Consider the following 19,909-nt stretch of genomic DNA (forward strand, 5'->3'; position numbering starts at 1 on the left):
GGCGTTTCCCATTGCCCCGAAAGTGAGCGCGGGGTTACATCTTCGGCAACGTCGGTAACATTCGTATGCGCTCGCCGGAAATATCCGATATTTATTCGCCCCTCTTCGCTGACAAGCCAACCCCCTGCAACAACCACGCAGCCCCGCAGCAATCAGCTTGCCGGCGCATCACACGGCCATAAAAAAGCCCCGCCCGGCACAAGGCCGGGCGGGGCTGGATGACTCGGAACCCGCCTCAGGCGACGTTCATGGTCTTGTGGGTATCAATCAGATGCTGCACCACACTTGGGTCGGCCAAGGTGGAGATATCGCCCAGACCGTCGTACTCGGCCGTGGCAATCTTGCGCAGGATTCGCCGCATGATCTTCCCGGAACGCGTTTTCGGCAGGCCCGGCGCCCATTGGATGACATCCGGCGAGGCGATCGGACCGATCTCCTTGCGCACCCAATTCTTCAGCTCCAGACGCAGGGCTTCGCTCGGTTCTTCGCCGCCATTGAGGGTCACATAGACATAGATGCCCTGGCCCTTGATGTCGTGAGGCACGCCCACCACCGCCGCTTCGGCAACTTTAGGGTGAGCGACCATGGCACTTTCGATCTCGGCGGTCCCCATGCGGTGCCCGGACACGTTGAGTACATCGTCCACGCGACCGGTGATCCAGTAGTAGCCGTCTTCATCGCGACGAGCGCCGTCACCAGTGAAGTACATGCCACGGAAGGTCTTGAAGTAGGTATCGACGAAACGATCATGATCGCGGTACAGGGTCCGCGCCTGACCCGGCCAGGAGTCGAGGATCACCAGATTGCCCTCGGCCGCGCCTTCGATGATGTTGCCCAAGTTGTCTACCAGGGCCGGGACCACGCCGAAGAACGGACGTGCTGCAGAACCCGGCTTCAGGGCATGCGCCCCCGGCAGCGGACTCATCAGGGTGGCGCCGGTTTCGGTCTGCCACCAGGTGTCGACGATCGGGCAACGGGATTGGCCGACGTTCTTGTAGTACCAATCCCAGGCTTCCGGGTTGATCGGCTCGCCCACCGAACCCAGCAGGCGCAGGCTGCTGCCGTCGGCGCCTTCACAGGCGGCGGTACCCGAAGCCATCATGGCGCGGATCGCGGTCGGAGCGGTGTAGAGGATGTTGACCTTGTGCTTGTCGACGATCTTCGCCACCCGGGTCACGTCCGGGTAGTTGGGCACACCTTCGAACAGCACAGTGGTGGCGCCGTTGGCCAAGGGGCCATAGACAATATAGGTATGGCCGGTGACCCAGCCGACGTCGGCGGTGCACCAGTAGACTTCGCCCGGACGGTAGTCGAACACCCGCTCATGGGTCAGCGACGCATAGAGCAAGTAACCGCCAGTGGTGTGCTGCACGCCCTTGGGTTTGCCGGTGGAGCCGGAGGTGTAAAGGATGAACAGCGCTTCTTCGGCCCCCATCTCTTTCGGTGCACAGACGCTGCCGGCCACCTTCATCAGGTCTTCGTACCAGATGTCGCGGTGCTGGTTCCACTTGATGTCGCCACCGGTGCGCTTGCACACGATGACTTTCTGGATGCTGCTGGTTTCCGGATTGGTCAGGGCGTCGTCGACATTGGCCTTGAGCGGCACCTTCTTGCCCGCCCGGATGCCTTCGTCGGCAGTGATCACCACTTTCGAACGGCAGTCGATAATGCGACCGGCCAGCGCCTCAGGCGAGAAGCCACCGAACACCACCGAATGGATCGCGCCGATACGGGTACAGGCCAGCATGGCCACCACCGCTTCGGGGATCATCGGCATATAGATAGTCACCACGTCACCGCGGTGCACGTCCTGGCCGCGCAGGGCGTTGGCGAACTTGCAGACTTCTTCATGCAGTTCGCGGTAGGTGATGTTGCGGCTTTCGGAAGGATCGTCGCCTTCCCAGATGATCGCGATCTGATCGCCACGTTCGGCGAGATGGCGATCCAGACAGTTGTAGGAGACGTTCAAGGTGCCATCGGCGAACCACTTGATATCCACGTGGTGGTCGTCGAAGGAGGTCTGCTTCACCGTGGTAAAAGGCTTGATCCAGTCGAGACGCTTGGCCTGTTCGCGCCAGAAACCGTCCGGGTTCACGACCGACTGCTGGTACATGGCCTTGTAGGTCGCCTCGTCAGTCAGCGTATTGGCCAAAACCTCGGGACGAACGGGATACAGAGAAGCCGCACTCATCTTTCTTACCTCGGTGACATAGTTGTTTTTGTATGACCCCGTTGTAGCCGGGGGGCGCCTATAGAACCATTCGACGATGGTAGTAACAACCCCCTGCGAAATACCCTGATATTTGCCGCAACCCTTCAAGAACGCTGCTTACAGCGATATTCACCGCGGATAAAAATGTTCAAACAGACCTGCAGACAGGCCTTTTTCGGGGATTGTTACAAAAACTGTCAAAGGTGTTTATCAAAAGTACGCCTATATGGCCGCCGGCCCCGGGCCTAAAATCCGTCTCGCCAAACAGGCAATCTGATTAACCAAGTTGCAGCCCCCACGAAGGCAGTTAATCAAACTTCTACTCAAGTTCCACACGCAGCCCCACAAAGGCTGCGTGACCCCACACGACCTTAGAAAGGTAAAACGCAAATGAAAGCTTTATTAGTTCTGGCCCTCAGCAGTCTGTGCGTTACCGCGATGGCTGATGAGATCCCGACTGATGTCGCCCAGCAGCAAGTACCGGTAGAGGAATACACTTACTCCACTGACCTGGATATCGCCAAAGTTATCTCCATGAGCGAAGTTCCAGAAGTATGCGAAGTTGTACCAGCGCGCATGGAATATGAAGACTCCCACGGTCAGCGGCATATTCTTCAATACCGCGTAATGGGCAACGGTTGTTCTAACGGCTAATAGCCAAGTTCATTGCATAGACCTTGATGACTGCCGGCCGCAAGAAATCCCTCTTGCGGCAAAGATGCCCGACAACGACCCGCCCAAGGGTAGTGAAAGGCTTCACCTTGACGACGTGCGAGTACGGCAATCGCACGCACTTTTTGCTGCTGTGGTTGATGGCCTGCTCATGGCACTGCCAACGACCTTTTGAGCCTCTCGGCTGACGACTTCGACGAGGGCAATCCCGCCGACCTTGAAGACCTCTGCCAGGAGATTTTCAGCGACAGAACCGGACGATTCGAGTTGTGTTCAAAACCTGAAAAAGGCTTGCAAAAACACAACATCTAGTAAAATTGGCTATTTTTTGGCCACTCGAGGATATTTTTTTCGAGCCTGAAAAAAAATCTTCAACGGCCAAAGCCTTGTAAACCCGCGCTTTGCTCTCAGTCCCCCTCCTTCTTGGGCCCGCCTGCGCCCATCGGTCGCCCCACGGCGCTGAAAATATCCTTATAATGCGTCCTCAAAACGGGCCCGCAACATTCCCTTACCGGATGAAAACGACCTGCTGAATCCCGCGCCGGAACCGACACCCTCAGTTCCGCCCGACAGCAGCTTCAAGGCACCCGAACACGTATTTCTGTTTATTGCCTGCGTTCACTGCTGCAACAAACGATTTCCAATGATTTAACGCGGCCAGTAGCGCCGTGTGAAAAGCCAACCCTTTTGTTTTCACACGGGCATCTGGCCCTCAAGCAGGAGACGACACGTCATGCTGAGCTGGGACGAATTCGACAAAGAAGAAGGCGAAGTTGCAGTCAAAGGCGCCAACGCCGGCCACGCTACTGAAGCCAACATGGACCGCCTCGACAGCGCCGGTGGTGCCGCCGCTCTTGAAGCACGCGCCGTGACTGCCAGCGACTCCGCTGCCGTGGCCCGCGCCAAGGCGTCCCTGGACCAGCTCGATATCGCCGAAGGCCTGGCTGAACTGGAAGGCTCTTCCGCTCGTGTCGCCGTTGACGAAAAGCGCATGATCAACTGCCGCGCCGACCTCAACCAGTTGGTACCGTTCAAGTACGACTGGGCCTGGCAGAAGTACCTCGACGGCTGCGCCAACCACTGGATGCCGCAAGAGGTCAACATGACCGCCGACATCGCCCTGTGGAAAAACCCGGAAGGCCTGACCGACGACGAACGTCGCATCGTCATGCGCAACCTGGGCTTCTTCTCCACCGCCGACTCCCTGGTTGCCAACAACCTGGTATTGGCCGTGTACCGCCTGATCACCAACCCGGAATGCCGCCAGTACATCCTGCGCCAGGCGTTCGAAGAGGCGATCCACACCCACGCCTATCAGTACTGCATCGAATCGTTGGCCATGGATGAAGGCGAGATCTTCAACATGTACCACGAGATTCCATCGGTCGCGAAGAAAGCTGCCTGGGGACTGAAGTACACCCGTTCGATCTCCGATCCGAAATTCGAAACCGGCACCGTCGACACCGACAAGGAATTGCTGCGCAACCTGATCGCCTACTACTGCGTTCTGGAAGGCATCTTCTTCTATTGCGGCTTCACCCAGATCCTGTCCATGGGCCGTCGCAACAAGATGACCGGTGTCGCCGAGCAGTTCCAATACATCCTGCGCGACGAATCCATGCACCTGAACTTCGGCATCGACGTGATCAACCAGATCAAGATCGAAAACCCGCACCTGTGGGATGCCGAGATGAAGGAAGAAGCCACCCAGATGATTCTCCAGGGCACTCAACTGGAAATCGAATACGCTCGCGATACCATGCCGCGCGGCGTACTGGGCATGAACGCGGCGATGATGGAGGACTACCTCAAGTTCATCGCCAACCGTCGCCTGTCGCAGATCGGTTTGAAGGAAGAGTACCCAGGTACCACCAACCCGTTCCCATGGATGAGCGAGATCATGGACTTGAAGAAAGAGAAGAACTTCTTCGAGACCCGCGTGATCGAGTATCAGACTGGCGGTGCATTGAGCTGGGATTGATTCCCGGATCGATGAAACAAACAAGAAGCCCTGACTTGGTCAGGGCTTTTTTATTGGCCGCGCAAATCCGCACCTGCTTCATCTACAAGGCCCGGCTCATTAAAGTGCGTGCAGGCTTCAAGACCTGCCGTTATAAAGTTCCCTCCCCCGCTTAAGGATCAAAGCGCTCATGAAATTCGATACCGCCTACTGCATCAGCCTCGACGAAAAGTTGTCGATCTATGACGTGCGGGATCTGAACTTCGATGAAACCCTGGTCTTCGACTCGACCAAGGAAAGCTTCCAGTGCCCCAACGATGACTGTCGCGCAGCGTTCGATGCCGCCAATCAACTGGGCACCTTCAATGCCAAGAACGTCAATTACATCCGCACTCCGCATTTCAAGAACCTGCCCAGCACTCTTCATATAGAAGGCTGCCCTTACGGGATCAGCAAAAGCCCCGGCAGCATCGAAGGGGCTGCAGTCGAGGATGATCGCGAGGAGCACTTCCCTTCGGAGCTGCTGCTGACCCGCCGCGAATACCTGCGGCGACCGGCCAACCCGACAGCAGCGCCGCAGACACCTGGAAATAACCCGCCAGTGACGCCTGCAAGCTTGCAAGCGCCCCACGCCGGGCGCGATACAACCCCGGACAAGACCAGCGTCTTCGCTCACCCGGTGGAATGCTTCGTGTCGAATATCGACGACAAGGAACTGCTCAAGCGCATGCCGTTGAAGATTGGCGAACACACTGCGTCCTACGCCTCGTTCTTCAAGAAGATCGAGTACCTGCTGGATAACAAGGGGCTGATCTACTGGGGCAAGATCAAGGAAATCAAGGACTACACCCAGAGCTTTCGCATCGACTTCGAGCACAAGGTCTGGTTCAAGGAAGAGGGAGAAGCCAAGAAGAAGCCCTATTCAGTCAACGTCTACCTGAGCAAGAAACTGGTCGACAACTACCGCAAGCGCAAAGCCTTCCTTGAAGAGATAAAGAACGCCATCGACAGCCAGCGTGAGTTGTACTGCTTCTTCTATGGCGTCACCCCGACACTCAAGCAGGTGCCGAGCAAGAAAAACCCCGAAGCGACCTTCGGGGTGTTCAGCGCCAATATCGAGAACCTGGACCATTTCGTGATTCGCGAGGCACCGGGCCTGGAAGCAAAATAGCCCCCTACGGTTTCACCGCTTGGGCAACTCCAGGGCCACGGCCCCCCGGATGCTTCCTGACCACCGCCCCTGCCAGCCGTCGGCTGTGCATTGGATCAATCCGTTGAACATGGAAGCTCCCTTGTATGAAAAAGCCGAAAACACGGTCAGCCAAGCCAGAGCCAGCATTCAGCAGCGGGCAATTATGGATCTGCGGACAAGGACAATCGAGCCACCAAGCGTGACGCTCCTAGCCCTTCACACACATGCTGAACAGCACCAGCAACAACAGACCGATGTACACCCTTGCATGTACGCGGTCGGGAATTCTGCCAATCCAGGCAGTGGCCAGGCGGATGCCCAGCAACGAGCCGAGGGTCAGTACCGAGAACGCCAGCAGGTCGACATAACCGACAAACCAGGGGCCGAGATCGAACGAGCTGAAATGGGCCAGGGCCATGTAGGTGACCGTTCCCGCCAACGCCACAGGCACGCTCAGAGGATTGGCCATTGCGGTGGCCTGGGTCATGGACAGACCGCAACGGCGCAATAGGGGCACCGTCATGACACTGCCGCCTACGCCGAGAAAGGTGGCGACAACACCTATTCCTACACCGCCAAAGAGCGTTTCGCGGGCTCCAAGAAGACGCGCCTCCTGCCCTTGGGACGGTTCAAGAAAACCACGTCGCAGCAGGCAGTCAGCAACGGTGATTCCCAGGTAGGCGATAAAGGCATAGCGAAGCACTTCGCCACTGACCCACATGGCCGCTGCCGCACCCAAGATAGCCCCCAGCCCTATATAGCCCCCCAGCGGCCACAGGTAGTGGCGAACAAGATTGCCCGCCTGATGGTGTCGACGGCTAGCGACCAGGGCATTGACGATCATCACGCAAGTCGAGGTAGCCACCGCGACATGCATCGCCGACTGCCCTGCCGCCGAGTCCGCCCCCTGGCTGCCCAGCAGCATCCAGTACAGCAGCGGCACCACTACAAATCCGCCGCCAAAGCCGAACAGCACGGCGCTGATACCCGTCATGCAACCAAAAAGTGCCAGCAGTAGATAGAACATCGGACCACGCTCGTCTTTGCACAAGAGCTGGACGATAGAGCTTCAGCGCTTGGCCGACTTCAGCAAGTCAGCCAATAATATTTGCGTTTACGCCAAACACGGAACGACTCGGCATGCGCAATATCTCCATCGATCAACTGGATCAGACACCGCGTGCGGTACTGGCCATCGGCACCGACTACGCCGACGGCCAACGCCTGCCTCGTCACCGTCATCGGCGGGCACAACTGCTGTATGGCGCTACCGGAGTCATGCAGGTGGGCACCGATCAGGGCAACTGGGTAGTGCCACCGCAACATGCGGTGTGGATTCCGCCCGGGGTAGAACATGAGGTGCTGATGCTCGGGGTCAGTACCCGCAGCCTGTATATCGAACCTGCCGCGGCGCCCCTGGATAACAGCGGCTGTCGAGTCGTCAGCGTCTCACCGCTGTTGCGCCAACTGCTCCTGGAGGCCGTAGAGATTCCCCTGCAATACGATCAGGGCGGGCGTGACGGATTGCTGGTCGACCTGCTGCTGCATGAACTGCGACGCAGCACGGCGCTACCGCTGCATATCCCTCTGCCGGCTGATGGCCCGCTACTGGAGTTGTGCCAGGCCTTTCTCGGGCATCCCGATATTCACCAATCCCCGGAGCACTGGGCGGATCGATTGCACGTCAGCCTGCGCACGTTTAATCGCGTCTTCCGCCAGCAAACGGGTATGAGCTTCATTCAATGGCGACAACGAGCCTGCGTGATCCTGGCCCTGGCGCGGTTGGCAGCCGCGGAGTCCGTGACACGCATCGCCCTGGATTTCGGCTATGACAGCCCCGGGGCATTCTCCACCATGTTCCGCCGGGTGCTGGGGCGGTCCCCCAGTACCTACCTGAACAGGACGGACCCGAGCCCGGGAAAAACCTTGTGACCAAAGGCGCGGGCAGAGAGCAAAAATCAGTTTGATCCGGGAATTAAACAACTGTACAAATAACCAGTACCAAGCCAACTTCCAGCCTAACCTCCCGGAGAAAACCATGGCCTCTCTAGCGATGAAAATCACCCTGGAACGTATCGCCCTTTATCAATTCACTCCGCAGCACTGTGCCCAGGCCCGGGACATGCTGGATTGGGACATGGATCAACTGTCCCGTGAATCCGCAGTCTCGGTGCAAGCTATCCAGCGCTTCGAAGCCGGCTACGAGGTGCGTGACGTGACCCGCCTGGCACTGGCGTTCTGCCTTGAAGCTCAAGGGTTGGTGTTCTTTCCCGGCTTCGCTCCGGGCCGCGGCATGAATATCAAGGGCGCGACTCCCAACCCCATGGAACGCCCTGACTACGCAATGATCGAGTGATCCAGTGCCTTGAGCAGTTGCCCGCACAAGTCCGCTACTGAAAGCCGGGTCGAATCCAGGCGAACGAGCGGACAGTCGAGGTTTTTGATCCAGCTTTCATGGCGCCGCAGACTGCGGGTTCCGTGGCCACCCTCGTCGTAGCCGGCGGCCCAGGCGAGAAAAGTCTGGGTCGCGACGTAGCGTTCGCCACCCTCGAAAATCTGCTCGCCGTAGCGCTGGAATTCCCGGGCACGCAAGCGCTGCAAGCGAACCTCAGGGTCCAATTGCACGAAGACCGCCAGAGTGAAACTGGGGATCAGCACATCTCCCCAACCACAAAGGGAGCCGGACAGGACCCAGTCCGGCTCCGTCAACACCTGGGTTTGCAACATATGGATACGTGCGTCACGGGGACGCCGGTAACTAAAAGGCTTGGCGCCGGGTTGCCAGAAAAAATCATCGGAATCGAAGTGTTTGCAGCACAAGCGCTCGGCCAGGGCCCGACCCAAAGTTGTAGTCCCGGAACCGGATGCGCCGAAGATATGAATTCTGTAGGCCATGACACTGCTCCCTCAGAGCGGACATCCAACAAGTTTCACAGCCTCGGCCTGTCTTTGCCCGACCTGCCACACATGGATCAGGACAGGATTACGCAGACTCGACAGCCGCCTGTTCCGAGGCGCCTTCCACCTCCAGCCACCAGGCTCCGCCCCGCTGAGGTTGTGCGAGGTTGAAGGCTTCACCCATCTGCGGCGTAGTGATAGTGATGTTGCGCTCCCAAGCCAGGGCCAGGATACGGTCGAAGGGCTCATGCCAGGCATGCATGGCCAGGTCAAAGGTGCCGTTATGGATCGGCAGCAACCAGCGACCTTGCAGGTCGATGTGAGCTTGCAGGGTTTGCTCCGGCTGCATGTGTACATGGGGCCATTCGACGTTGTAGGCACCGGTTTCCATCAGCGTCAGGTCAAAGGGCCCGTATTGCTGGCCAATGCGCTTGAAGCCGTCGAAGTAACCGGTATCGCCGCTGAAGAAGATCCGCGTCGCTGCGTCGATCATCACCCAGGACGCCCACAAGGTGTGATTGCCATCGAACAACCCGCGACCGGAAAAGTGCTGCGACGGCGTAGCGATAAAGCGGATGCCCTCGACTTCGCAGCCCTGCCACCAATCCAGCTGCCGGACCTTGGCCGCTGGTACCCCCCATTTGATCAGGGTGTCTCCCACTCCCAGCGGGGTGAGAAAGTGCCGGGTCTTGCCTGCCAGGGCCAGTACTGTCTGGTGGTCCAGGTGATCGTAATGGTCATGGGAGAGGATCACCGCCTCGATCTCGGGCAGCGCCTCCAGACTGATGGGGGGCTGGTGAAAACGCTTCGGACCAGCCCATTGCACCGGGGATGCACGTTCGGCAAACACCGGGTCAGTGATCCAGAACTTGTCGCGCATCTTCAACAGCACCGTGGAGTGCCCAAGACGAAACACACTGTGATTGGGAGCCGCCTGCAGTTGCTCACGGGTCAGCGGCTGGACGGGTATGGCACCGGCCGGACGGGTATTGCGCGGTTTGTGGAACAGCATGTTCCAGAAAATCTGCAGGGTTTTACCGAAACCGGCGCGACGTACCGGAGCATGGTTACGAAAGGCGCCCTGCTCCTGGCGGGAAGTTTCCTGGCGGGGTGTGCGAGTGACGCTGGACGAAACAGTGGCCATGATTGAAATGACTCCATTGGAACGCGGCAGGTTCCGACGTTGTTCTGCGGGACGATCTACTGGCCAAGGCACGCAAGCATCAGCCGCCAATCATCGTTTTCAAGAAAATCTACACTACACAGTGTAGTTTCTGCATTGCAACAGAATTAAGACGAAGTAGACTGCCGACTGATTTCTACACCGACCCTGACCGAACCCGACTTATGACAGCTCCGAAGCGCCTCACCGACCTTAAACGCGACGCCATCATCCAGGCGGCGATCAGCGAATTCCGCGCCAGCGGTTTCGAGATCACCAGCATGGACAAGATTGCCGCCACGGCCGGGGTTTCCAAGCGCACGGTGTACAACCACTTCCCCAGCAAGGAAGAGTTGTTCGCCGAAATTCTGCATAAGCTCTGGAACAGCACCAGCGCCCAATCGGAAGTCAGCTACCGCAGCGACCAGCCATTGCGCGAGCAGTTGCAAAACGTTCTGCGCGCCAAGCTGCAACTGCTGGCCGACAACAACTTCCTCGACCTGGCCCGAGTCGCCATCGCCGCAACCATTCACTCCCCCGAGCGGGCACAGAACATGGTGGAACGACTCGGCGAACGGGAAGAAGGCCTGACCCTGTGGATCCGCGGGGCCCTGGCTGATGGCCGCCTCAAGCCCCTGGACCCGGAGTTCGCCGCGCAACAGATGCACGGGCTGATCAAGAGCTTTGCCTTCTGGCCGCAGATCACCATGGGCCAGCCGCCCCTGACAGCAGACATGCAGACCCGGGTCATCGAATCGGCACTGGACATGTTCCTGGCCCACTACCAAGCATGAGCCAGCTTGTGCTCCCGTCGTGCAACGTTCCCTGCCACTGTTAAATGGCTTCGAAGGACACTGATTATTCCCACTGGAATAAATGACAATATTCACCAGACTGATCCGATAAACGGCCAAGCCGAAAAAAACACCACAAAGTGTTTCAGTACAGAATCCGGTGCACGAATTTATGGAAAACCAACGCGGCAAGGGGCTGTCATTTGCCCGGCGCATCTATTGGCCAAGGATCATCGGCCTGAGTATCGGCGGCATCAGTGTCCTGGCTGCAATTTACCCCCTGGCCCCGCCTGACTGGGTATGGGCCCTGCTGCTGTTCAATGGCCTGATCTGGCCCCATCTGGCGTATCAGCTCTCGACCCGTTCTGGTTTTCCCTACCGGGCAGAACGCCGCAACCTGTTGTATGACTCGCTGCTGGGGGGATTCTGGGCGGCAACCATGCAATTCAATCCCCTGCCGGCAGTCACCATCCTCTCAATGATGTGCATGAACAATGTCGCCGCAGGTGGCTTGCGCCTGTTCATTCGTGGCGGCCTGGCCCAATGTGCAGGGATACTGCTGTACTGGGCGCTGTTCGGGGCCGCCTTCAGTACCCAGATCAGCCCGCTGCAAATCTATGCCTGCCTGCCCATGCTGACCCTCTACCCCCTCGCAGTGGGCATGGTCTGCTATCGACTGGCGATCAAACTGTCCGAACACAAGCGTGCCCTCAGCGCCCTGAGCCGCACCGACAGCCTCACTGGCCTGCTCAACCACGGCTCGTGGAAAGACCTGTTGCACATCAAGTTCCACAAGTGTCAGCAACAGCAGATGGAAGCCAGCATCGCCCTGATCGACATCGACCACTTCAAAGCGATCAACGACACCTACGGGCATATTGTCGGCGATACGGTGCTGCGCCATTTGAGCAATGAACTGCGGCGCAACCTGCGCCATGACGATCTCGCCGGCCGCTACGGTGGCGACGAGTTCTGCGTGATCCTGCCACGCATGAGCCGGCAACAGGCCCTGGATGTAATGGAGCGCCTGCGCCAGGTGTTCAACCAGTACCAGCATCCAGAGGTACAGGAGCTGAAAGTCAGCCTGAGTATCGGTCTGGCGGCTTTCGACTCAAGTTTCCCCGACCCTGCCAGCTGGCTCGATGCGGCGGACAAGGCCCTGTATCTGGCCAAGAACAACGGGCGCAACCGCACCGCCAGCAATGACAGCGAAGCCCATTTCTCGCACGCGCAAATGGCATAAAAACCGTTAAAACTTATACAAAAATGAAGTAAAAAATACCTTTGTATAAGTTTATTTGGATTTTTCTTCGTGGTTGACATCATAATGCCGCCACTTTGCAGCAGCGGATAACGCCTTCGGCACCGCTGCCAGCAAAGTCATCCAACCCAACTAAATCGATTCGCAGCCGTTACGTCTCCTCTTGATGCGGCCAGCGACGTTCGCCCGAAATGTCGCCCGCTTCACCGCTGCGAAATTATCTGTCAGTCATGGAACGCTGACATTGAGCAGATAATGCCGATCGCCGGGGAGCTTTCGGCATACCGGCGCACTCCATAGGGATCGACGCGACGTTTCTCCCACAGAGCACCTGCCAACATGCTATTCAACCGTCACAACAAGACCATCGATTCCCTGAACCAGACCATCGTCGAACAATCCCGTCTGCTGGAGGCCATCGACCGCTCCATGGCGGTGATCGAGTTTGACCTCCAGGGCACGGTGCTCCGAGCCAACGACAATTTCCTGAAGACCCTGGGCTATCGGCAAGACCAGGTGATCGGCCAGTCTCACCGACTGTTCTGCCTCCCGGAATACGCTCGCAGCGCCGATTACCAGCAATTGTGGACCCGCCTGAAAAACGGCCAGTTCGAGTCCGGCACCTTTGAGCGGGTCGGCGCCACCGGCCAGAGCCTGTGGCTGGAGGCCAGCTACAACCCGATCCGCGATGCCTCCGGTACGGTGTACAAAGTGGTCAAATACGCCCTTGACGTCACCGCCAGGGTGCAAGAGGAAGTCGAGGCCCGGAACAAACTGGAGGCCATCGACCGGGCCATGGCGGTCATCGAGTTCAACCTGGACGGCAGCATCATCGGTGCCAATGCCAACTTCCTCAGCCGCATGGGCTACAGCCTGGCCCAGATCCAGGGCAAGCATCACCGGATGTTCTGCAAACCCGAGCTGGTCAACAGCAGCGCCTACCAGGATTTCTGGAATCGCCTGAACAGGGGGGAGTTCTTCAACGGCCGCTTCGAGCGGATCGACAAGCACGGGCGCACGCTGTGGCTGGAAGCCAACTACAACCCGGTCTATGACGCCAGCGGACGCCTGTGCAAGGTGGTGAAGTACGCCGCCGACGTGACTCAGCAGGTGGAGAAGCACGAGCAGGATGCCCAGAGTGCGAGCCAGGCTTATCACATCTCGGTGCAGACCCGGAAAGTCGCCGAACAAGGAACAGAAGTGATCCAGCAGGCGGCCAGCGAAATGCGCCAGATCGCCCATAACATCGAGGACTCTTCCTCGCTGATTGCCCACCTCGGCGAACGTTCCGAGCAGATCACCGCCATCGTCAACACCATTCGCGCGATTGCCGATCAGACCAACCTGCTCGCCCTCAACGCGGCCATCGAAGCCGCCCGTGCCGGGGAGCAGGGACGAGGTTTTGCCGTGGTGGCCGACGAAGTCCGGCAACTGGCGGCGCGCACCAGCGGCTCGACGGCGGAAATCTCCAGCATGATCGACATGATCCAGAACGAAACGCAGCAAGCGATCAAGAGCATGGACGGCACTCGTGAACGAGCCGCCAAGGGCGTGCAACTGGCGGATCAGGCCGGGACGGTGATCCTGCAGATTCGCGATGGCGCCAGCGACGCGGTGCAAGCTGTCAGCATGTTCGCCAACGAACGCAACGTGCTCTGAGGGTGGTTTTCCCGGCGTCGATAACGACGTCGGGCCTGGCCTTGGGGACTATAGTGGCCTGACGTCCCAACGCTTGGCGGAGGCCATCATGAGTTCCAGCGACACCCCGGAAAAAACCACCCCAATCGTCGACCACCTGCGCTTTCACCGCGCCCACGCCCACCTGGCACCGACCTTTGGCAACGACGCCTTTGCCCTGAAGGCCGAAGCCTTTGCCCGGTTCTTTGGTACCCCGACCTTTCTCGGTGCACAGACCCTGATCGTAGTGATCTGGATTGCCCTCAACCTCACTGGCGTGACCCAGTTCGACGTCTACCCCTTCATCCTTCTGAACCTGGCTTTCAGCCTGCAGGCAGCCTACGCCGCACCGCTGATCCTCCTGGCCCAAACCCGCCAGGCCGCGCGGGACAAGGCCCAATCGGACGCCGACGCCCAACACCGCGAAGCCCTGGCCATCGCCAACAGTGAACGCCAGGCCCAGGCCGCACAGACCACCCGCCAGCTGCTGGAGTTGCTGGAGCAGAACACCCGGCTCACGGAGATGACCAAGCAACTGACCGAACGCATCGAGAACCTCACCAGCGAGATGCACGCACACTTTGTGCGCAAGGATCAGCCCCACCCTTGAGCCTTGCTCATGGCCAGCGCAGATGGCGCGCCAGTTCATCGAACAGGGTCACCACCGAACGCAGGGCCCGGCAATCCGGACGGGTCAGCAGCCACAGCGCTGTGTCATGCCCCAGAGGTTCACTCAACGCCTCCAGACCACCAGCGCCCATGAGAAAATCCGGCAAGGCTGCAACGCCGAGGCCGGCCCTTACCAGTTCGCTCACCGCGAGCATGCTGTTGCAGCGGTAGCTGGGCTGCACGCCAGGCCAGCGCTGACGGCGCCAGGCCACGGTGGGATGGTCGGGGAGAAAATCATCCGGGGCGATCCAGGCCACCTTCGACAGGTCGCTGCAATCCACCCGTAGCTTGTACTCCGGGCTCGCGCACAGCCGATACGACACCGCCCCCAGGCAGCGCCCCACCAGATGTTCCGGCGGTGTCGCGGTCAGACGCAGGGCAATGTCCGCATCACGCCGGTTGAGGTTGGCGAAATCATTGGACGTACAGAGTTCGATCACCAGCGCCGGGTAGTTCGGCATGAATTGCGCCAGGGCCGGCAGCAGCAGACCTTGCAACACCGAGTCGGTGCAGGTCAGGCGTACCGTGCCGCTGATCACCTCTCCTCCCTGGGCCACGCCGATCCGCGCGGCCTCCAGGGCCTGCTCCGCCTGTTCGGCCTGCTGTGCCAGAGCCTGGGCCAGGCTGGTGGGCAGATAGCCGGCGCGGCTCTTGTCGAACAGTTGCTGCCCGAGCCCGGCCTCCAGCCGGCGCACGGCACGAAACACCGTGGAAACATCCACCTTGAGCAGGGCCGCGGCGCGAGCCAGGGAGCCACCACGGACCAGGGCGAGAATCAGTGACAGGTCGGGATAGTCCAGCTGATAGTGCACGGCTGCATTGATCACTTGGGCAAACGCCAATATTGATTGCGTGATCGCCAATCTATAGTGGCTCCAGGCAGTCGACAAGTCAGAGAGGCCACATGCACACAGCCCGATCTAGCGCCACCATCCGCATCGCCCTGGTGGGGGATTACGACCCACAGATCACTGCACACCAGGCCATTCCCCTGGCCCTGGAACGCGCCGCGACCGATAGCGGGGTCAGGGTGGACTACCAGTGGCTGGCCACGCCGGAGCTGATCCACGAGCAACAGCTCAAAGGCTTCGACGGAATCTGGTGCGTGCCTGGCAGTCCCTACCGCCACATCGACGGTGCCCTCTTGGCGATCCGCGTCGCCCGGGAACAGCAACGGCCCTTCCTCGGCACCTGCGGCGGCTTTCAGCACGCGGTGCTGGAATATGCCCGCAACGTACTGGGCTGGAACGACGCCGAGCACGGCGAGATCAACCCCCATGCCCAGCGCGCGGTGCTCACTCCCTTGAGCTGCGCCCTGGTGGAAGCCCGCGACCGAATCCAGCTGCACAGCGGCAGCCGGATCGCCCAGGCCTACGGCACCCAGAGCATCGAGGAAGGTTATCGCTGCCGCTATGGGGTCAATCCGGACTTTGCCGGCCCCTTGCTCAGCGGCGCCCTGCGCCCTGCTGGCCACGACAGTGACGGCGACTTGCGCGCCGTGGAACTGGACGGCCATCCGTTCTTCGTCGCCACACTGTTCCAGCCCGAGCGCGCGGCACTCCAAGGCCGCACACCGCCCCTGATCACAGCCCTGCTCAATGCCTGCCTGGAGGCACAAGGATGATCGGCCAGACGCCCGCCCCGCCCTATTACGCAGTGATCTTCAGTTCCCAGCGCCGCCAAACCGATCCCGCCTATGACCAGGCGGCCGAACACATGGTCGAGCTGGCTCGCCAACAACCGGGATTCCTTGGGGTCGAATCGGCCCGGGGCGAGGATGGCTTCGGCATTACCGTGTCCTACTGGAGCTGCGAGGCGGCGATCCTGGCCTGGAAACAACAGGCCGAACACCGCGCCATCCGCGAGCGTGGTCGCAACGACTGGTACCGCTACTTTCATACCCGGGTGAGCAAGGTGGAGCGGGCCTACAGCTTCGGCATTTGAAGCAAGGCCCTGAACCGCTCCGGATGCGGTTCAGGGCAAGCGCGGGTCATCCCTGGGCGGTCGACAGCAGGCTGCGCACCGCCTGGATTTCCGGTAGATCGCTGCGACGCATGTAGACCCGCAGCGGTTCGCTGATGTTGATCCGGTCGTCGATGTTCTGATCCAGCAGCAACTGGATCTGCTCGCGCTTGAGGCTCATGGCCTGATCGGACACCGGCGCCCAGACAAATTCATGGGCCGGCACTATGGCGTCATCCGCCACATCCATGCCGAAGGAGTCTTCGCTGAAACGCACGATGTAGCGACCGGTCTTGCGATTGAAGCCGACAAAGCCCTTGAGCTGATCGGCAGCCTGGCAGATGAGTTCGGAGGTGATGCTCATGGTAAACCTCACTGTAAGTCCCATGGGACGGGTGATCGATGGTCTACACGCGAGGCAAGGAAGGAGCTGTTTTCAGGCTTCCCTCTGATGGGGAAACTGCAGCGCCCAAGAGTACTGCAAAGCACCGGAAAAAACCGCGAAAGATGCGTATGAGAAGGATTTATGTCGCTCTGGAGATAGCACAAGCGTCATTGAGTTGCTAAAAGATATTTCCTTGTACTTGCCTCCACGAAAGGATTTCGAGCATGCCAGCGACCTTCCCCCCTTGTGCCCTGATGTTGGCCCTGATGCTCGGTTGCGGCCTGGCCCAGGCCACTGAACAGCCTGATCCGAATGCACTTGCCGCTCGCCAGGGCATTCCGCACCCGGCAGTGATCGCCCACCGTGGAGCCTCTTTCGATGCCCCCGAGTCCACCGCAGCGTCCTACAGGTTGGCCCGGGACCTGGGTGCCGACTACCTGGAGATGGACCTGCAGCGCAGCAAGGATGGTGTGCTCTTCGCCCTGCACGACAACAACCTGCAACGTACCACCGACGTGGCGCAGAAATTCCCCGAACGCAAGGACAGCCCGGCCAACGCCTTCACCATGGCCGAACTGAAAACCCTCGACGCCGGCAGCTGGTTCAACCAGGCCCATCCAGACCGCGCCCGTCCGGGTTTCGTCGGCCTGAAGATCCTCACCCTGGACGAGATCATCGACATCGCCCTGGGCAATCCACAGCACAAACCCGGGCTCTACATCGAGACCAAGGAGCCCCAGCTGTTTCCCGGCATCGAGCACGATCTCAAGGAAAAACTCCAGGACCGCGGCTGGCTGAGCCCGGCGGGCTCCAAGCTGGCGAAAAGCGAACTGGCCGTGGGCCAGGGCAAAGGCAAGGTCGTGCTGCAGACCTTCGACAAACACAGCCTGGAGCTGCTGCACAAGGCAATGCCCAAGGTGCCGAAAGTCCTGTTGCTGTGGGTGGCTCCCGGCAGCATCGAGCCAGCCTCCGGGCAGACGTTCGCCAGCAGCGGCGAGACCGACAAAGCCGCCTTTTATGCCAAGCAGCAACCCAAGGACCAGGCCGAGTTCAAGCGCTGGGTCGACTTCGCCAAGACCCAGGGAGCCATCGGCACCGGTCCCTCGGCAGCACTGACGGCTGGCGGCGATCAGAGCTATGCGGATCTGGTGCAACCCTGGATGAATCAGTACACCCACGACCAGGGCCTGCTGGTGCACGTCTACACCGTCGACGAACCGGTGGACTTCAAGAAGGTCATGGCGGCCGGGGTCGATGGTATCTTCACCAACCGCAGCGCCGAGCTGCTCAAGTATTTCAAGCGACCGGCCAGCGCCAGCGTGGCCCAACTGCTGGAGGCCAGCGGTTACTGAATGTCCGCCTCACACTGGAGCGGCGAACTCTGGCTGGGCCATGACTTTGGTCTGATCCATGGGGCGATGGGGCGCACCACGCCCCACGCCCACTACGCCCATCAACTGATCATTGCCCCCGAACAGCCGGTCACCGTGGAACTGGACGGAGTCCGACTCAGTGGCCACCTCCTGCTGATCCAGGCGCTGCGTCGCCACGCCATTATCCAGGCCCCCGACCGGGCCTTCACGGTCTTCGCCGAGCCACTGCGAATCACGGCCCAGGACCTGCAGCTCAGCGTCAGCCGTGTCGAGCCATCACTGCCCGGCCTGGAAGCGGCGCTGCGCAGTTGTCCGCGCCAGCCCATTGCCGACCGTCGCGTGGCACGGGCGCTGCTGGCCCTGGACGCTGCCCTGGAGGGCAAGGTGGCAGCGACGCAACTGGCAGCCCAGGCCCATCTGTCCCTGAGCCAGCTGGAACGGCTGTTCGCCCGTGATGTCGGCCTGCCCGTACGGCGCCTGGTGCTGTGGCGACGGCTGCGCCTGGCCATGGCCCTGTTGCTGGAGGGGCAGGCCATGGCCCTGGCGGCCCATGGCGCCGGGTTCGCCGACACCGCGCACTTCTCCCGCACCTTGAAGGCGCTGTTTGGCGTCACCGCCGGCCAGGCCCTGAAAACCCTCAGGCCCCGTCTGCTGGATTGACCGGGCGCCGCAACGCCTCGGGCACCTTAGGCTCGGCGGCATAGTGTTGGGCCTTGAATGGCTCCAGCAACTGCGGCCAGTAATCCACCGGATAGTCCGGACGGCTTCCGATGCCCAGGTCGCCCTGGCGCATCGCGTAGTCATGTCGATAGAACTCGGTTCCCAACAGCCAGTCCCATACATTGAAGAACAGACCGAAATTCACATCACCGGCACGGCCGTACTTCATATGGTGAAAGCGATGCACCGGCGCCCAGGCAAACACAAGGCGCAGCAATCCCAGACGCATATCGACATTGGAATGCTGCAACAGCAATTGAATGGCAATGGCCAGGGCCAGCAACTGTGCCACCGGCAGCGGAATGCCCAGCACCAACAACGGCAGCAACCCCGCCGTCGCTTCCAGCAGTTGGTGCAGGGGATGCTTGAGCAAACCGTTGAAACCGTACATGCGCAGCACACTGTGGTGCACCGCATGCAGGCGCCAGAGCCAGGCCCAGCGATGGCTGGCGTAATGAGCCAGGGTGATCCCGCAATCGGCGATCACGATCGCCAGCAGCAATTGGCCCCAGAGCGGCCAGTCCCGAGGCCACAGGCCGTCATGGGCCAGCAGCGCCACCAGTCCCGGCAATGCGAGCAGGCCCAGGGCATTCAGGCCCTCATTGACCAGAGCATGCAGACTGTCCCGCAGGCGATCACCCTGGGAGCGATTCCATGCCGGCTCATAAGGCAGGACCCACTCCACCAGGAAAGACACCAGGAGCGCGGCCGCAAACAACACCAGCAACCCGCTCGCAGACGCCTGTGCCGCACTCATCCAGCACAATGCGCCACCGATGAATCCACCAAAGAACAAGGGGGCATACAACCACGCAAGCCATCGTTTCATTCACTGAGTCTCCTAGAAGGGAGACACCAGCTTGGGCCCCGCCCCAGCCCCCTGGCTTGAACAAACGGCGCAACCACTGACCTGAATTAAGGGTGAGTTAAGTTGCACTGGCTAACCTGTGTCCATCGAAACCCATCACCCCA

At 60.0% G+C, this 19,909-nt stretch carries 19 protein-coding genes and 2 pseudogenes; 14 read left to right on the forward strand and 7 right to left on the reverse strand.

Annotated elements, in window-relative coordinates; genetic code table 11:
• Positions 1 to 235 precede the first annotated feature (235 nt).
• Positions 236 to 2,191 (reverse strand): acetate--CoA ligase, encoded by a 1,956-nt coding sequence (gene acs / locus WIN67_RS22950; protein ID WP_016968106.1) that lies wholly within the window; start codon positions 2,189 to 2,191, stop codon positions 236 to 238.
• A gap of 411 nt (positions 2,192 to 2,602) precedes the next feature.
• Here acs and WIN67_RS22955 point away from each other — a divergent pair, with 411 nt between their 5' ends.
• The 3 genes from WIN67_RS22955 (at position 2,603) to WIN67_RS22965 (ending at position 6,015) form a co-directional block, all read left to right on the forward strand.
• Positions 2,603 to 2,866: a DUF2790 domain-containing protein gene (locus tag WIN67_RS22955; protein WP_016968107.1), complete on the forward strand. Its 264-nt coding sequence runs from the start codon at positions 2,603 to 2,605 to the stop codon at positions 2,864 to 2,866.
• A gap of 751 nt (positions 2,867 to 3,617) precedes the next feature.
• Positions 3,618 to 4,865 carry a ribonucleotide-diphosphate reductase subunit beta gene (locus WIN67_RS22960; RefSeq protein ID WP_011062780.1) on the forward strand — a complete coding sequence of 416 codons (1,248 nt, stop codon included), beginning with the start codon at positions 3,618 to 3,620 and terminating at the stop codon, positions 4,863 to 4,865.
• A gap of 169 nt (positions 4,866 to 5,034) precedes the next feature.
• On the forward strand, positions 5,035 to 6,015 hold the full coding sequence (locus WIN67_RS22965; protein WP_265073606.1) for a hypothetical protein: 981 nt from the start codon (positions 5,035 to 5,037) through the stop codon (positions 6,013 to 6,015).
• 229 nt (positions 6,016 to 6,244) lie between these two features.
• Here the strand turns inward: WIN67_RS22965 and WIN67_RS22970 are convergent, their stop codons facing one another.
• Positions 6,245 to 7,063: a sulfite exporter TauE/SafE family protein gene (locus tag WIN67_RS22970; protein WP_339070082.1), complete on the reverse strand. Its 819-nt coding sequence runs from the start codon at positions 7,061 to 7,063 to the stop codon at positions 6,245 to 6,247.
• Between the two features lie 113 nt (positions 7,064 to 7,176).
• Between WIN67_RS22970 and WIN67_RS22975 the strand changes: the two genes are divergently transcribed.
• Together WIN67_RS22975 and WIN67_RS22980 are read left to right on the forward strand one after the other, a co-directional pair.
• Complete coding sequence (locus tag WIN67_RS22975) at positions 7,177 to 7,968, forward strand: AraC family transcriptional regulator (protein WP_110651450.1); 792 nt, start codon at positions 7,177 to 7,179, stop codon at positions 7,966 to 7,968.
• A 106-nt stretch (positions 7,969 to 8,074) separates the two neighbouring features.
• Positions 8,075 to 8,392 (forward strand): transcriptional regulator, encoded by a 318-nt coding sequence (locus WIN67_RS22980; protein WP_102860674.1) that lies wholly within the window; start codon positions 8,075 to 8,077, stop codon positions 8,390 to 8,392.
• On the opposite strand, the gene WIN67_RS22985 is transcribed toward WIN67_RS22980, so the two are convergent.
• Positions 8,374 to 8,931, reverse strand: a complete 558-nt coding sequence (locus WIN67_RS22985) for an AAA family ATPase (RefSeq protein WP_339070083.1) — start codon at positions 8,929 to 8,931, stop codon at positions 8,374 to 8,376. The genes WIN67_RS22980 and WIN67_RS22985 overlap by 19 nt on opposite strands.
• Before the next feature lie 88 nt (positions 8,932 to 9,019).
• The gene (locus WIN67_RS22990) at positions 9,020 to 10,078 is read right to left on the reverse strand and encodes an MBL fold metallo-hydrolase (RefSeq protein ID WP_267268765.1); all 1,059 of its coding nucleotides are present in this window, start codon (positions 10,076 to 10,078) and stop codon (positions 9,020 to 9,022) included.
• Between the two features lie 203 nt (positions 10,079 to 10,281).
• On the opposite strand from WIN67_RS22990, the gene WIN67_RS22995 reads away from it, so the two are divergent.
• The 5 genes and pseudogenes from WIN67_RS22995 to WIN67_RS23010 all read left to right on the forward strand — a co-directional run bounded on the left by WIN67_RS22995 (position 10,282) and on the right by WIN67_RS23010 (position 14,438).
• Entirely contained in the window at positions 10,282 to 10,890 is a 609-nt protein-coding gene (locus WIN67_RS22995; RefSeq protein WP_102860671.1) for a TetR/AcrR family transcriptional regulator, read from the forward strand.
• Between the two features lie 172 nt (positions 10,891 to 11,062).
• Positions 11,063 to 12,133, forward strand: coding sequence for a diguanylate cyclase (locus WIN67_RS23000; RefSeq protein WP_339070084.1), 1,071 nt, complete (start codon positions 11,063 to 11,065; stop codon positions 12,131 to 12,133).
• A gap of 357 nt (positions 12,134 to 12,490) precedes the next feature.
• Positions 12,491 to 13,264 (forward strand): annotated as a pseudogene (locus WIN67_RS31175) (PAS domain-containing protein); the annotation flags it as partial.
• Between the two features lie 105 nt (positions 13,265 to 13,369).
• A pseudogene (locus WIN67_RS31180) lies at positions 13,370 to 13,810 on the forward strand (methyl-accepting chemotaxis protein); the annotation flags it as partial.
• Between the two features lie 88 nt (positions 13,811 to 13,898).
• Entirely contained in the window at positions 13,899 to 14,438 is a 540-nt protein-coding gene (locus tag WIN67_RS23010; RefSeq protein ID WP_110594778.1) for a DUF1003 domain-containing protein, read from the forward strand.
• A 7-nt stretch (positions 14,439 to 14,445) separates the two neighbouring features.
• Here the strand turns inward: WIN67_RS23010 and WIN67_RS23015 are convergent, their stop codons facing one another.
• Positions 14,446 to 15,360 carry a LysR family transcriptional regulator gene (locus tag WIN67_RS23015; RefSeq protein ID WP_170001956.1) on the reverse strand — a complete coding sequence of 305 codons (915 nt, stop codon included), beginning with the start codon at positions 15,358 to 15,360 and terminating at the stop codon, positions 14,446 to 14,448.
• A gap of 41 nt (positions 15,361 to 15,401) precedes the next feature.
• Between WIN67_RS23015 and WIN67_RS23020 the strand changes: the two genes are divergently transcribed.
• Together WIN67_RS23020 and WIN67_RS23025 are read left to right on the forward strand one after the other, a co-directional pair.
• Entirely contained in the window at positions 15,402 to 16,121 is a 720-nt protein-coding gene (locus WIN67_RS23020; protein WP_339070085.1) for a CTP synthase C-terminal region-related (seleno)protein, read from the forward strand.
• Positions 16,118 to 16,441, forward strand: coding sequence for an antibiotic biosynthesis monooxygenase family protein (locus tag WIN67_RS23025; RefSeq protein WP_110594782.1), 324 nt, complete (start codon positions 16,118 to 16,120; stop codon positions 16,439 to 16,441). The genes WIN67_RS23020 and WIN67_RS23025 overlap by 4 nt, the downstream gene beginning before the upstream one ends.
• A 46-nt stretch (positions 16,442 to 16,487) precedes the next feature.
• On the opposite strand, the gene WIN67_RS23030 is transcribed toward WIN67_RS23025, so the two are convergent.
• A complete protein-coding gene (locus WIN67_RS23030; RefSeq protein ID WP_102880608.1) occupies positions 16,488 to 16,823 on the reverse strand; it encodes a DUF2025 family protein in 336 nt (111 codons plus the stop codon).
• A 245-nt stretch (positions 16,824 to 17,068) separates the two neighbouring features.
• Between WIN67_RS23030 and WIN67_RS23035 the strand changes: the two genes are divergently transcribed.
• Both WIN67_RS23035 and WIN67_RS23040 read left to right on the forward strand, forming a co-directional pair.
• Positions 17,069 to 18,196, forward strand: coding sequence for a glycerophosphodiester phosphodiesterase (locus WIN67_RS23035; RefSeq protein WP_102880609.1), 1,128 nt, complete (start codon positions 17,069 to 17,071; stop codon positions 18,194 to 18,196).
• The gene (locus WIN67_RS23040; protein WP_306407826.1) at positions 18,197 to 18,877 is read left to right on the forward strand and encodes a helix-turn-helix domain-containing protein; all 681 of its coding nucleotides are present in this window, start codon (positions 18,197 to 18,199) and stop codon (positions 18,875 to 18,877) included.
• On the opposite strand, the gene WIN67_RS23045 is transcribed toward WIN67_RS23040, so the two are convergent.
• Complete coding sequence (locus WIN67_RS23045; RefSeq protein WP_110594784.1) at positions 18,855 to 19,766, reverse strand: sterol desaturase family protein; 912 nt, start codon at positions 19,764 to 19,766, stop codon at positions 18,855 to 18,857. The genes WIN67_RS23040 and WIN67_RS23045 overlap by 23 nt on opposite strands.
• Positions 19,767 to 19,909 lie beyond the last annotated feature (143 nt).

The organism is Pseudomonas idahonensis (assembly GCF_037903935.1).
Taxonomy (GTDB): Bacteria; Pseudomonadota; Gammaproteobacteria; order Pseudomonadales; family Pseudomonadaceae; genus Aquipseudomonas; species Aquipseudomonas danubii.